Annotated in this window: 16 protein-coding genes; 10 read left to right on the top strand and 6 right to left on the bottom strand. The window is 59.4% G+C overall.

Annotated elements, in window-relative coordinates; all coding sequences use genetic code 11:
• Positions 1-302: 302 nt before the first annotated feature.
• The 10 genes from P2T68_RS06045 to P2T68_RS06000 all read left to right on the top strand — a co-directional run bounded on the left by P2T68_RS06045 (position 303) and on the right by P2T68_RS06000 (position 7,314).
• Entirely contained in the window at positions 303-1,277 is a 975-nt protein-coding gene (locus tag P2T68_RS06045; RefSeq protein WP_024073473.1) for a KpsF/GutQ family sugar-phosphate isomerase, read from the top strand.
• Positions 1,278-1,802, top strand: a complete 525-nt coding sequence (locus tag P2T68_RS06040; protein WP_069075269.1) for an HAD family hydrolase — start codon at positions 1,278-1,280, stop codon at positions 1,800-1,802. It begins immediately after the preceding gene.
• Between the two features lie 8 nt (positions 1,803-1,810).
• Entirely contained in the window at positions 1,811-2,383 is a 573-nt protein-coding gene (gene lptC / locus P2T68_RS06035; RefSeq protein ID WP_024073471.1) for an LPS export ABC transporter periplasmic protein LptC, read from the top strand.
• Positions 2,370-2,903, top strand: coding sequence for a lipopolysaccharide transport periplasmic protein LptA (lptA, locus tag P2T68_RS06030; protein ID WP_024073470.1), 534 nt, complete (start codon positions 2,370-2,372; stop codon positions 2,901-2,903). Before lptC ends, lptA begins: the two co-directional genes overlap by 14 nt.
• The gene (lptB, locus tag P2T68_RS06025) at positions 2,903-3,628 is read left to right on the top strand and encodes an LPS export ABC transporter ATP-binding protein (protein ID WP_003171806.1); all 726 of its coding nucleotides are present in this window, start codon (positions 2,903-2,905) and stop codon (positions 3,626-3,628) included. The genes lptA and lptB overlap by 1 nt, the downstream gene beginning before the upstream one ends.
• 185 nt (positions 3,629-3,813) lie before the next feature.
• A complete protein-coding gene (locus tag P2T68_RS06020; protein ID WP_024073469.1) occupies positions 3,814-5,307 on the top strand; it encodes an RNA polymerase factor sigma-54 in 1,494 nt (497 codons plus the stop codon).
• A gap of 75 nt (positions 5,308-5,382) precedes the next feature.
• Positions 5,383-5,688: a ribosome-associated translation inhibitor RaiA gene (gene raiA, locus P2T68_RS06015; protein WP_024073468.1), complete on the top strand. Its 306-nt coding sequence runs from the start codon at positions 5,383-5,385 to the stop codon at positions 5,686-5,688.
• Between the two features lie 12 nt (positions 5,689-5,700).
• Positions 5,701-6,165, top strand: coding sequence for a PTS IIA-like nitrogen regulatory protein PtsN (gene ptsN / locus P2T68_RS06010; protein ID WP_024073467.1), 465 nt, complete (start codon positions 5,701-5,703; stop codon positions 6,163-6,165).
• 2 nt (positions 6,166-6,167) lie between these two features.
• Positions 6,168-7,025 (top strand): RNase adapter RapZ, encoded by an 858-nt coding sequence (rapZ, locus tag P2T68_RS06005; protein ID WP_024073466.1) that lies wholly within the window; start codon positions 6,168-6,170, stop codon positions 7,023-7,025.
• A gap of 16 nt (positions 7,026-7,041) precedes the next feature.
• Positions 7,042-7,314 (top strand): HPr family phosphocarrier protein, encoded by a 273-nt coding sequence (locus P2T68_RS06000; protein ID WP_024073465.1) that lies wholly within the window; start codon positions 7,042-7,044, stop codon positions 7,312-7,314.
• Positions 7,315-7,349: 35 nt separating this feature from the next.
• Here P2T68_RS06000 and P2T68_RS05995 read toward each other — a convergent pair whose 3' ends face one another.
• The 6 genes from P2T68_RS05995 to pmbA all read right to left on the bottom strand — a co-directional run bounded on the left by P2T68_RS05995 (position 7,350) and on the right by pmbA (position 12,605).
• Positions 7,350-8,243 (bottom strand): ZIP family metal transporter, encoded by an 894-nt coding sequence (locus P2T68_RS05995; RefSeq protein ID WP_024073464.1) that lies wholly within the window; start codon positions 8,241-8,243, stop codon positions 7,350-7,352.
• Positions 8,244-8,276: 33 nt separating this feature from the next.
• Entirely contained in the window at positions 8,277-8,888 is a 612-nt protein-coding gene (locus tag P2T68_RS05990) for a superoxide dismutase (RefSeq protein WP_024073463.1), read from the bottom strand.
• 1 nt (position 8,889) lies between these two features.
• Positions 8,890-9,318: a hypothetical protein gene (locus tag P2T68_RS05985; protein ID WP_024073462.1), complete on the bottom strand. Its 429-nt coding sequence runs from the start codon at positions 9,316-9,318 to the stop codon at positions 8,890-8,892.
• Between the two features lie 27 nt (positions 9,319-9,345).
• Positions 9,346-10,722: a class II fumarate hydratase gene (locus P2T68_RS05980; RefSeq protein WP_277379154.1), complete on the bottom strand. Its 1,377-nt coding sequence runs from the start codon at positions 10,720-10,722 to the stop codon at positions 9,346-9,348.
• On the bottom strand, positions 10,715-11,110 hold the full coding sequence (locus tag P2T68_RS05975) for a hypothetical protein (protein WP_024073460.1): 396 nt from the start codon (positions 11,108-11,110) through the stop codon (positions 10,715-10,717). Before P2T68_RS05975 ends, P2T68_RS05980 begins: the two co-directional genes overlap by 8 nt.
• Before the next feature lie 148 nt (positions 11,111-11,258).
• Positions 11,259-12,605 (bottom strand): metalloprotease PmbA, encoded by a 1,347-nt coding sequence (pmbA, locus tag P2T68_RS05970; RefSeq protein ID WP_277379153.1) that lies wholly within the window; start codon positions 12,603-12,605, stop codon positions 11,259-11,261.
• Positions 12,606-12,674: the final 69 nt, after the last annotated feature.

Genomic DNA, 12,674 nt, shown 5'->3' with positions numbered 1-12,674 from the left:
TGGGATGCAGCTTCTCACTCAGACACCGTATTGGCGACAAACGTTTGCACGATTGCGCGATATAGATAGACGTATGGGCTGGGTGAACCGAACTGGCGGCGAACTATATCACTGCTGGTACAACGCGCCCAAGGCCGGAAAAGCGCTTGTTCAGATTGGGGACAGGGAAAAAACGTTGCTGGCTATGTTACTGAGAGGGAATCTCATGCCACCCGCAGAATAAAGCCTGACGAACTTGCGTGAGGGAATTGCTCATTACCGTTATAATCGCCGACTTTTCGTCAGGCTATACGATTTCAGACATGAGCCAATCCAGCGATCTTATCCAATCCGCACAACGCACCATTCGCCTCGAGCTTGAAGCCGTAGAAGGCTTACTGGCCCATATCGATGCAGATTTCGTACGCGCCTGCGAGATGATTCTGGCCAGCAAGGGCCGCGTTGTCGTGGTAGGCATGGGCAAGTCCGGCCACGTCGGCAACAAGATCGCCGCGACACTGGCGAGCACCGGAACCACCGCTTTCTTCGTGCATCCGGCCGAAGCCAGCCATGGTGACATGGGCATGATCACCAAGGATGACATCATCCTGGCACTGTCCAATTCCGGCACCACCAACGAAATCGTGACCCTGTTGCCGCTGATCAAGCGCCTGGGCATCAAGATGATCAGCATCACCGGCAACCCGGAATCGACGCTGGCCAAGGCAGCCGAAGTGAACCTGAACGTTCACGTGACCCACGAGGCATGCCCCCTGAACCTGGCCCCCACGTCTTCCACCACCGCCGCCCTGGTCATGGGCGATGCGCTGGCCGTGGCGTTACTGGAAGCCCGTGGCTTTACCGCTGAAGATTTCGCGTTTTCCCACCCAGGGGGTGCCTTGGGCCGTCGCCTGCTGCTGAAAGTGGAAAACGTCATGCACTCCGGCGATGAGCTACCCCATGTCCAACGGGGCACGCTGCTCAAGGATGCGCTGATGGAAATGACCCGCAAAGGCCTGGGCATGACCGTGATCCTCGAAGCCGACGGGCGCCTGGCCGGAGTGTTCACCGACGGCGACTTGCGCCGCACGCTGGACCGCACCATCGACATCCACACCGCCACCATCGACGCGGTGATGACCCCCCATGGCAAGACCGCACGCCCCGAGATGCTTGCAGCCGAAGCGCTGAAGATCATGGAAGACCACAAGATCGGCGCGCTGGTGGTCGTCAATAACGATGACCGCCCGATTGGCGCCCTGAACATGCACGACTTGCTGCGTGCAGGAGTGATGTAAATGACCAGCGACCTATTGCAACGCGGCAAGCACATCAAGCTGGCGATTTTCGACGTTGACGGCGTGCTGACCGATGGCCGCCTGTACTTCCTCGAAGACGGCAGCGAATTCAAGACGTTCAACACCCTCGATGGCCAGGGCATCAAGATGTTGATGGCAGCGGGAGTGCAAACTGCCATTATTAGCGGCCGAAAAACGCCGGTTGTGGAACGCCGCGCACAAAACCTGGGGATTCCTCACCTGTATCAGGGCCGTGAGGATAAACTGGTGGTACTGGACGAGCTTCTTGGCCAACTCCACCTAAGCTATGAGCAGGTCGCCTATCTGGGCGACGACCTGCCCGACTTGCCGGTGATCCGCCGCGTGGGCCTGGGCATGGCCGTCGCCAATGCGGCGGCGTTTGTTCGCGAGCATGCCCACGGCATCACCACGGCCCGTGGCGGCGAAGGCGCCGCCCGTGAGTTCTGCGAGTTGATCCTGCGGGCCCAAGGCCGCCTCGAAGCGGCCCATGCCGCCTACCTATAGAGCGTTTTATGCTGAGTAAAAAGATTCGCAACTTCCTGCTATTCGCAGGCATCGCCGCGCTGTTCCTGGCGGTGGGCTACTGGAATATCAGCCCGGAGCGCTTTCTCGACCAGCCTGTTGCGCAGGTTGATGAAGGGGCTATCGACTATTACGCAACCAATGCCTATAGCGTGCAGTTCCTGCCCGATGGCAAGGTGCAATATGAAATGACGTCGGACAAGGTCGAGCACCTGAAGGCCTCCGAGGTCACCCTGCTGACCAATCCGGACATGAACCTGTACCGCGGCACCGAGTTCCCATGGCACGTCACCAGCAAGCGTGGCGAGGTCAACCCGGACGGTACCCAGGTGGAACTGATCGACTCGGTGCGCGTCGCACGTACTGACGCACAGAACCGCGACACCATTATTACCACCACACGCATGACCGTATTCCCACAGAAGCAATATGCGCAGACCGAGCAAGACGTTAGAATCGACGGCGCTGGCGGTGTATCGACTGGCAAGGGAATGAAAGCGTATTTGAAAGAAAGCAGGATACACCTGCTATCGAACGTAAGAGGACAGTATGAGGCTCGTTAAAACCCTCCCTATTTTGCTCGGTCTGGGCGCAGCACTGGGAAGCGTGAGCGCCTGGGCTCTGCCGAACGATAGCCAGCAACCGATCCACATCTCAGCTGACGATGCGCAACTGGATGACAAGCAAGGCGTCGCCACTTATACAGGCGGCGTGATCATTACCCAGGGCTCGATGAAAATCACCGGTAACACGGTGACACTGACTCGCACCCCCGCTGGCGACATCGACGTCGTGACTTCGGTGGGCAACCTGGCCTACTTCGAACAGAAGCAGGCCGCTACCGATACCGCCCCGATGAAGGGCTACGGCAAGACCATCCAGTATCACGCCCAGCAAAACCGCATCGTCCTGATCGACCAGGCCAAGGTGCTCAGCCCCGATGGCAACTCCACCGAAGGCGAGAAGATCACCTATGACACCGTGAAGCAGGTCGCCAATGCCGGCCGGGCCAACGGCAGTAAGGTCACTGCGCCACGCCCACGTATCGACATGGTTATCCAGCCGAAGAAGAAGGCCGAGTAATGGCAACCCTGAAAGCCCAGCATCTGGCCAAGGCCTATAAAAGCCGTCAGGTCGTGCGCGACGTCAGCCTGTCGATCGACAGCGGCCAGATCGTCGGCCTGCTCGGCCCCAACGGCGCCGGCAAGACCACCTGCTTCTATATGATCGTCGGCCTGGTGCAGGCGGACCAAGGTCGCGTACTGATCGATGACCTGGACGTCAGCCACCAGCCGATGCATGGCCGTGCACGCGCAGGTATTGGGTATCTTCCCCAGGAAGCGTCGATCTTCCGCAAACTCTCGGTGGCCGACAACATCATGGCCATCCTCGAGACCCGCAAGGAACTCGACCGCGACGGCCGCCGCAAAGAGCTGGAAAGCCTGCTGCAGGAATTCCACATCAACCACATTCGCGACAATCTCGGCATGAGCCTGTCCGGTGGTGAGCGTCGTCGCGTTGAAATTGCCCGCGCCCTGGCGACCGCGCCGAAATTCATCCTGCTGGACGAACCGTTTGCCGGCGTGGACCCCATCTCGGTGGGTGACATCAAGCAGATCATCCATCACCTCAAGGCCAAGGGCATCGGTGTACTGATCACCGACCACAACGTCCGTGAGACCCTGGATATCTGCGAAACAGCTTACATCGTCAACGATGGCCAGCTGATTGCCGAAGGTGACTCCGCCACTATCCTGGCCAACGAACTGGTCAAGGAAGTGTACCTGGGCCACGAGTTCCGCCTGTAAGCAGCCTGGCGTCACGGCCGTTGGCCACGGTGCGCGGGAGTCAATAAAAACCTCCGGATTTTTATTGTTACCGCGCTCTAGGCAAAGCCCCCGATATCAGGCATATAATTTGCTTATGTTTGGCGCTCACGCGCCCTGTCGTGGATGGCGCATTGCGCCGGCGAATAAGGTGTTAAGCCCCTGCCATGAAACCATCGCTAGTCCTGAGAATGGGCCAGCAGCTGACGATGACACCGCAGCTGCAACAGGCCATCCGCCTGCTCCAATTGTCGACCCTGGACCTGCAACAGGAAATCCAGGAGGCCCTGGAGTCCAATCCGATGCTCGAACGCCAGGAAGAAGGCGACGACTTCGACAATGCAGACCCGCTGGCCGACAACATCGAGCAAAAACCCAACCCCGATGTGCAGGAACCCTCCTATCAGGAAACCGCCCCGACGGTGGATAACCTCGAGGAAGGCGACTGGAACGAACGCATACCCAACGAGCTGCCCGTGGACACCGCCTGGGAAGACGTCTACCAGACCAGCGCCAGCAGCCTGCCCAGCAACGATGATGACGAGTGGGACTTCACCACCCGCACGTCCGCCGGCGAGAGCCTGCAGAGCCACCTGTTGTGGCAATTGAACCTCGCGCCGATGTCCGACACCGATCGACTGATCGCCGTGACCCTGATCGACTGCATCAACAACCAGGGTTACCTGGACGAAACGCTCGACGAGATTCTTGAAGCCTTCGATCCGGAACTGGATATCGAACTGGACGAGATCGAAGCCGTCCTGCACCGCATCCAGCAATTCGAGCCCGCCGGCATTGGCGCGCGCACCCTCAGCGAGTGCCTGCTGCTGCAACTGCGTCAACTGCCTGCCAAGACGCCTTGGCTTGCCGAAGCCCAACGCCTGGTCACGGACTACATCGACCTGCTGGGCAGCCGCGACTACAGCCAGTTGATGCGCCGTATGAAGCTCAAGGAAGACGATCTGCGCCAGGTGATCGAGCTGGTACAGAGCCTCAACCCTCGCCCGGGCTCGCAGATCGAGTCCAGCGAAGCCGAATACGTCGTCCCCGACGTGATCGTACGCAAGGACAACGAGCGCTGGCTGGTGGAACTGAACCAGGAGTCGGTACCGCGCCTGCGGGTCAATCCGCAATATGCCGGTTTTGTGCGTCGCGCCGACACCAGCGCCGACAACACCTTCATGCGCAACCAGTTGCAGGAAGCGCGCTGGTTCATCAAGAGCCTGCAAAGCCGCAACGAAACCCTGATGAAAGTCGCCACCCAGATCGTCGAGCACCAGCGTGGCTTCCTGGAATACGGCGACGAAGCGATGAAGCCTCTGGTGCTGCATGACATCGCCGAAGCGGTTGGCATGCATGAGTCAACGATTTCCCGGGTGACCACGCAAAAATTCATGCATACCCCACGGGGCATATATGAGCTGAAATACTTTTTCTCCAGCCATGTCAGCACCTCCGAAGGCGGCGAATGCTCGTCCACGGCGATCCGCGCGATCATCAAAAAACTGGTTGCGGCGGAAAATCAGAAAAAGCCGTTGAGTGACAGCAAGATCGCTGGTTTACTGGAGGCACAAGGCATTCAGGTCGCCCGTCGAACCGTCGCCAAGTACCGCGAGTCCCTTGGGATCGCGCCTTCCAGCGAGCGTAAGCGTTTGATGTGACGGGCGGGCCACAGCGTTCCAGTGGCGGGTATTCCTACCCGCCGCTTTATGCACTGGCAACGAAGGAGAAGCTGTATGCAAGTCAACATCAGTGGACACCAACTGGAAGTGACCGAACCGCTGCGCGCCTATATCGGCGAAAAACTCAAAAGAATTGAGGGGCATTTCGACAAGATCACCAACGTGCAAGTCATTATGACTGTCGAAAAGCTGAAGCAGAAAATTGAAGCCACCTTGCGTATACCCGGCGGAGAAGTCGTCGCCAATGCCGAGCATACTGATATGTATGCCGCCATTGACGACCTGACCGACAAACTGGATCGCCAAATCAAAAAGCATAAGGAAAAGCAGTTGAGCCTCCTTCAGGGCACCGGCCGCTAACACTCCCCACCCATGATCCGACTTGAAACCATCCTGACCCCCGGCCGTTCCCTCGTGAACGCGCCGGGCGGCAGCAAGAAGAAAGCCCTCGAACAAATTGCCAACCTGATCAGCCGAGAAGTGCCTGATCTGGAGATGCAAGATGTCTTTGAGGCTCTGATTGCCCGTGAAAAACTCGGTTCCACCGGTTTTGGCAACGGCATCGCCATTCCTCACTGCCGCCTCAAAGGCTGCGACACACCTGTCAGCGCCCTGCTGCACTTGGACGCGCCTATCGATTTCGACGCGATCGACGGTGCCCCGGTAGACCTGCTGTTTGTTCTGCTGGTCCCACAGGCCGCCACCGATGCGCACCTGGAACTGCTTCGGCAGATCGCAAGCATGCTCGACCGCAAGGACGTACGCGACAAACTGCGCAGTGCCAGCAGCAACGAGGCACTGTACCAAGTTGTCCTGGATGAGCAAAACGGGCAGTAATCATGCGTTTGATCATCGTCAGCGGCCGCTCTGGCTCGGGTAAAAGTACCGCCCTCAACGTTCTTGAGGACAACGGTTTCTATTGCATCGACAACCTGCCCGCCGGGCTGCTGCCGGAGTTGGCGGAACGCGCCCTGATCCACACCGAATTGGCGCAGCCCCTGGTCGCCGTTTCGATTGATGCCCGCAACCTGCCCAGCCACCTTACGCGCTTCCCGGAATTGCTCGAAGAGGTGCGCGCCAAGCACATTCATTGCGATGTGCTGTATCTGGACGCCGACGAAGAAACCCTGCTCAAGCGCTTCTCCGAGACCCGTCGACGCCACCCTCTCAGCAGCCCCCATCGTTCCCTGGCCGAAGCCATCGAGGACGAAACCAAGTTGCTGGGGCCGATCATTGACCTCGCCGACCTCAAGATCAACACCACCAGCCTCAACCTGTACCAGTTGCGCGATGCCATCAAGCTACGCCTGCTGAACCAGCCGGAGCCGGGCACGGCATTTCTGGTCGAGTCCTTTGGCTTCAAGCGTGGCATGCCGGTGGATGCCGACCTGGTCTTCGATGTGCGCTGCCTGCCCAACCCCTACTGGAAACCAGAGCTGCGTGACCAGTCGGGGCTGGATCAGCCAGTGGCCGATTACCTGGCCGCGCAACCGGATGTGGAGGAGATGTTCCAGGACATCTCCAGCTACCTGCTCAAATGGTTGCCGCGCTTTGCCGCGAGCAACCGAGCCTATGTCACCATTGCCATCGGCTGCACCGGCGGCCACCATCGCTCCGTCTACCTGACCGAACGCCTGGGCCAGGTGCTGCAAAAAACCCTCAAGAATGTCCAGGTCCGCCACCGCGACCTCAGCTGAAAGGAACACCTGCGCGATGCCCGCTCTGGAAATTGAAATCATCAACAAGCTGGGCCTGCACGCACGCGCCTCTGCCAAATTCGTCGGTATTGCCGGGAAGTTCCCTTGCCAGATCCGCGCCGGGCGCACACCGGAGACCATGGTCGATGGCAAAAGCATCATGGCGATGATGATGTTGGCAGCCGGCAAGGGCACCAAGATTCATTTGAGCACCGAGGGCGAGCAAGAGCAGGAAGCAATGGAAGCCCTGGTGGAGCTGATCAACAACTTCTTTGATGAGGGTGAGTAAAACCATCCGCTGAGGCGGGCGTGAAGCCAGGGGCTTCACCCCAAGGCGGTATCCATCACCATCATCAAGCAAAAACCGCTACATAGCCCCAGACTGGCAAGCTTTTCGTGGCCATTACGCCGCGATTCGGGGATCACTTCATGAGTCACCACCAGCAGCATCGCCCCGGCAGCCAACGCCAGGCCAAGCGGCAACAGCACCTCGGCCAGGGTCACCAGCCAGGCGCAAAGCACGGCGAACACTGGCTCTACCAAGCCTGACGCCGCACCGATCAGGAAGGCCTTGACCCGCGACATCCCCGCCCCGGCCAATACCAACGCAATCACCAACCCTTCCGGCACATCCTGCAAGGCAATGCCCATGGCCAGGCTGTCGGCATCCGGCATGCCGCCGCCGGCTGAAACGCCAACGGCCATGCCTTCGGGGATGTTGTGGGCGATGATGGCAAACACAAACAGCCAGATGCGCGGTGGAATCACCGGTTTATCCGGCGTGCCCACCAACATCTCCGGGCTGGCGCCGGAGACTTTGCGGTCCACCAGATACAAACCGAATGCCCCCAGCATGATGCCGAAGCTGATCAGCCCACCTGCCCCCCAGGGCGAAAGGCCAAGGGCTTCGGCAGCAGCAATACCAGGTACGACCAGCGAAAAGGCAGTCGCCGCCAGCATCACGCCGGCACCGAAGCCCAACAAGGTATCGCTCAACGCCACCGGCATCCGACGAATCACCAATACCGGAACCGCCCCCAGCGCCGTGCCAAGCGCGCAAATCGCCCCGCCTTGCAAGGCGCGCAGGATGCGCGGCTCCAGATCCAGCCAGGCCAGCCCGTGGGCCACCAGCAATGCAGTACCTGCCAATAGCAGCAGCGAGCCAAACGCATAACGAAACATTCGCACGCTACTGATCGCCAGTGTTTCAGTGCCCATAGTCGGCCTTAGATCTTGTTATCGAGGTGACTGTCAGGCCAGCGCGGCCTGATAGCGTGCAGCAACTTCCGGCCAGTTAATGACACTGTAGAAGGCATTGATGTATTCAGGCCGACGGTTCTGGTACCGCAGGTAATAAGCATGCTCCCAGACGTCCAGGCCGAGGATCGGCGTATTGCCATTCATCAGTGGGCTGTCCTGGTTGCCGCTGCTTTCCACTATCAGAGTCTTTTGCGGGGTGACGCTCAGCCAGGCCCAGCCACTGCCGAAACGGGTCAAGGCGGCTTTGGTGAAGGCTTCCTTGAAACTGTCGAAACCACCGAGTTGCTCTTCAATGGCTTTTCCCAGCGCGCCATCGGGCTTGCCACCACCTTTAGGCGACATCACCGCCCAGAACAGTGAGTGGTTGGCGTGGCCGCCGCCTTGGTTGATTACGGCCACACGCAGTTTTTCCGGCAGTTGTTGCACGCTGGACACCAGTTTCTCCACCGGCCAGCCCGCAAATTCGGTGCCCTCGACCGCAGCATTGAGGTTATTGATGTAGGTCTGGTGGTGCTTGGTGTAGTGAATCTCCATGGTTTGCGCATCGATATGCGGTTCCAGGGCATCGTAGGCATAGGGCAAGGCAGGCAAGGTGTAGCTCATATCAATGTGCTCCGTATTGAGACGTGGTCGGCTGCACGGCAGTACCGCCCAGTAAGCGATGGGTGCGCGGGTACTCACCGTGATCACTGATAAAATTCAACAGTTCGACGTAAGTCTTGCTGCTCTGGCGCAAGGCCGCTTCGCGCAGTTGCGGGCTCAGACGCACGTCCTGCATGGCCTGCAGCAAGCGCTGGTGAATAGCACAGAGGTATTCGGCGCTTTCCTCGGGCTGATTCAGGCGCAGGTGCAAGTCCGCCAGGTTGTGATGGGAAATGACGCAAGCCGCTACTGCTTCGTCGGCGTTCGCCCAGCGCTCGAACAGCACTTGGGCCAGGGCCAGGGCTTGCAGATAGGCCTCGCGAGCGTCAACCAATTCGCCCTGCATAAAGCAGCGATTGGCCCGTTCGATCGTGCGTTTCCAGTGCTCCATGGTGAGCCTCCAAAGCAGGGTCGGTGATTACACGCCGCCGGCCGTGAGTTTTTCCGGATCCAACAGGACTTCCAGTTGGCTACGGGGCAAGTCGGTGTGCTCAAGGGCCACATCAATCACCGCACGGCCTTGCTGATAGGCCTTCTTGGCGATTTCAGCAGCCTTTTGGTAACCAATGATCGGGTTGAGTGCAGTCACCAGGATCGGATTGCGCGACAGCGCTTCCTTGAGCTTGGCTTCGTTGACCTTGAAGCTGGCGATCGCCTTGTCCGCCAGCAGGCGGCTGGCGTTGGCCAGGAGCTCCAGGCTGCTGAGTAGATTCTGGGCAATGATCGGCAGCATCACGTTCAGCTCGAAGTTGCCGGATTGGCCGGCAACCGTGATGACGGTGTCATTGCCGATGACTTGCGCGGCAACCATCGCCGTGGCCTCCGGGATCACCGGGTTGACCTTGCCGGGCATGATTGAGGAACCAGGCTGCAAGCCTTCCAGTTCGATTTCGCCGAGGCCGGCCAGTGGGCCGGAGTTCATCCAGCGCAGGTCGTTGGCAATTTTCATCAACGATACGGCGGTGGCTTTCAATTGGCCGGAGACGGCAACCGCGGTGTCCTGAGAGCCGATCAGCGCAAACAGGTTCTTGCCAGGCGTGAACTGCACCTGGGTCAAGTGGCTCAGTCGCTGGCTGAAACGTGCAGCAAACTCCGGGTGAGCGTTGATCCCGGTGCCCACTGCCGTCCCTCCCTGCGCCAGCGCCTGCAGACTTGGCAGCAGGTCCTGCAGGTGGCCGATATTGGCCTTGAGCTGCTGCGCCCAACCGTCAAGCACCTGACTCATGCGCACGGGCATGGCGTCCATCAGGTGGGTGCGGCCAGTCTTGATGAACGGGTGCACTTGTATGGCCTTCTGCTCGATGACCTGTACCAGGTGCAGCAGGGCCGGCAGGGTTTGCTCATGCAGCACCAACGCCGCGCTGACGTGAATGGTGGTGGGGATGATGTCGTTGCTGCTTTGGCCACAGTTCACATGATCGTTGGGGTTGACCACCTCGCCCAGCAGACGGCTGGCCAGGGTCGCAATGACTTCGTTGGCGTTCATGTTGGAGCTGGTGCCGGAACCGGTCTGGAAGATATCCACAGGGAAGTGCTGCATGAAGTCCCCTTCCAGCAAGCCTTGGGCGGCGTCGACAATGGCCTTGCCCTGCCCTTCGCTGATCTGCTTGAGGTCGACGTTGACCTTGGCGGCCGCGATCTTGGCCAGGATCAGCGCACGAACGAATTGCGCCGGCATGCGTTGGTGGCTGATCGGGAAGTTATTCACCGCGCGCTGGGTTTGTGCGCCGTACAGGGCCTCGGCGGGGACTTGCAGTTCGCCCATGCTGTCGCGTTCGATACGGGTGTTACTCATCATTAGATCCTTGCACTAGGTCGGAATGAGAAATAGACGGCAGCAATTCGCAGGTCGCCAATTGCCAGGCAAAGGTCTGCCAGCGCTTGAGGCGGCAGGCACAGTGGGAGAGTTTTTCCAGGTCGCGCAGCGGTCGCCAGGCTTGGTCCAGGCACATTGAGCGCCAGTGCCAGGGCAATGCGATATCAGTGGCGGTATCGATCAGCAGGCGAAATGCCGTTTCGGCGATCGTCCACGGGTGGGTCGCGGTACAACACGCCAAGTATCGACCTTCATTGAGGTAATGCTCGATCAGGCGAGGTTCATTGGGATCAAGGCCACAACGAATCTGGCGACTCATCCAGCGCCAGCTCTCCAGATAGGGATCCTCATGCAGGACAGTACTCATGATCCGCACTCACTCAATAATGATATTCATTATTAAATGATATTGAGAATCAAAACAAGGTCACCCTTCCCATCCTTCAACCATGCGCCCACAAAAAAGGCGCGCCATCTCCGGGAGGGCGCGCCTTTTTTGTGAAGCGTCGGAAGGATCAGCTACCGGCGACCGTCATCCGTTCGATCAATACCGAACCCGTGCGAATGTTGCTGCGCAGTTCCAGGTCATTCCCGACGGCAACGATCTGCTTGAACATATCGCGCATATTGCCGGCGATGGTGACTTCCTGGACGGCGAATTGAATCTCGCCATTTTCCACCCAGAAACCTGCCGCGCCCCGGGAATAATCACCGGTGACCATGTTCAGGCCCTGGCCCATCAACTCGGTCACCAGCAGGCCACGCCCCATGCGCCGCAACAGCGCCGCCTGGTCTTCATCACCGTGGGTCACAAACAGGTTGTGCACGCCACCCGCGTTGGCCGTACTGGGCAAACCGAGCTTGCGACCGGCATAGGTGCCCAGGACATAGGACACCAATTCGCCCTTCTCGACGAACGGCTTGGCATAGGTCGCCAGGCCATCACCGTCGAACGACGAACTGCCCATCGCGCGCATCAGGTGTGGACGCTCATCGATGGTCAGCCACTCAGGAAACAGTTTCTGGCCGATCGCGCCTTCAAGGAACGATGATTTTCGATACAGGTTGCCGCCGGAAATCGCCCCCAGAAAGCTGCCGAACAAACCACCGGCCAGCTCTGCCGAAAACAGCACCGGCACTTCGCAGGTCGGTACCGGGCGCGCGCCCAGGCGACTCGCGGCACGTTGCGCAGCGCGTTGGCCAATGCTGGCAGGAGACGCCAGCAATTCGCCCTGGCGGTTCACGTCGTACCAGTAATCGCGCTGCATCTGCCCATTGGCCTCGGCAATCATCACGCAGCTCAAACTATGGCGCGTGGAGGCATAACCGCCGATAAAACCATGGCTGTTGCCGTACACGCGGCACCCTTGATGGGTGCTCAACGTGGTGCCGTCGGCGTTCTTGATGCGGGCATCGGCATCGAATGCCGCCGCTTCGCAGATCAATGCCTGTTCGATGGCCTGCTCTGGCGTGATGTCCCAGGCATGAAACAGGTCAAAATCCTTCAGGTCCTTGGCCATCAATGCCTTGTCGGCCAGGCCCGAACTCTCATCCTCGGAGGTGTGCTTGGCAATTGCCAACGCAGCAGCGACAGTCTCGCGAATGGCTTCCGGGCCACTGGCCGACGTACTGGCCGAGCCTTTGCGCTGCCCTACGTACAAGGTGATGCCAAAACCCTGGTCGCGGTTGAATTCAACGGTTTCCACTTCCCGCTGACGTACCGACGTCGACAACCCCTGCTCCAGCGACACAGCCACCTCGCAGGCACTGGCCCCCTGGCGCTTGGCCTCGGCAAGGATCTGCTCGACTTGTTCCTGCAGTGCCGGTAACGCTTGCGGACCGACGCTTTGGGCTGCACTCATGGTTTTCTCCACTCAAATTCTGCTTTCGGTTAAGGCCATCGAGCGACCGGGCCGGACAAGCGGCCCCCG

This window comes from Pseudomonas sp. G11, from assembly GCF_029457515.1.
GTDB classification, from domain to species: domain Bacteria; phylum Pseudomonadota; class Gammaproteobacteria; order Pseudomonadales; family Pseudomonadaceae; genus Aquipseudomonas; species Aquipseudomonas gorinensis.
Note: the sequence above shows the minus strand (reverse complement) of the source record. Positions and strands in the feature narration are given on the sequence as shown.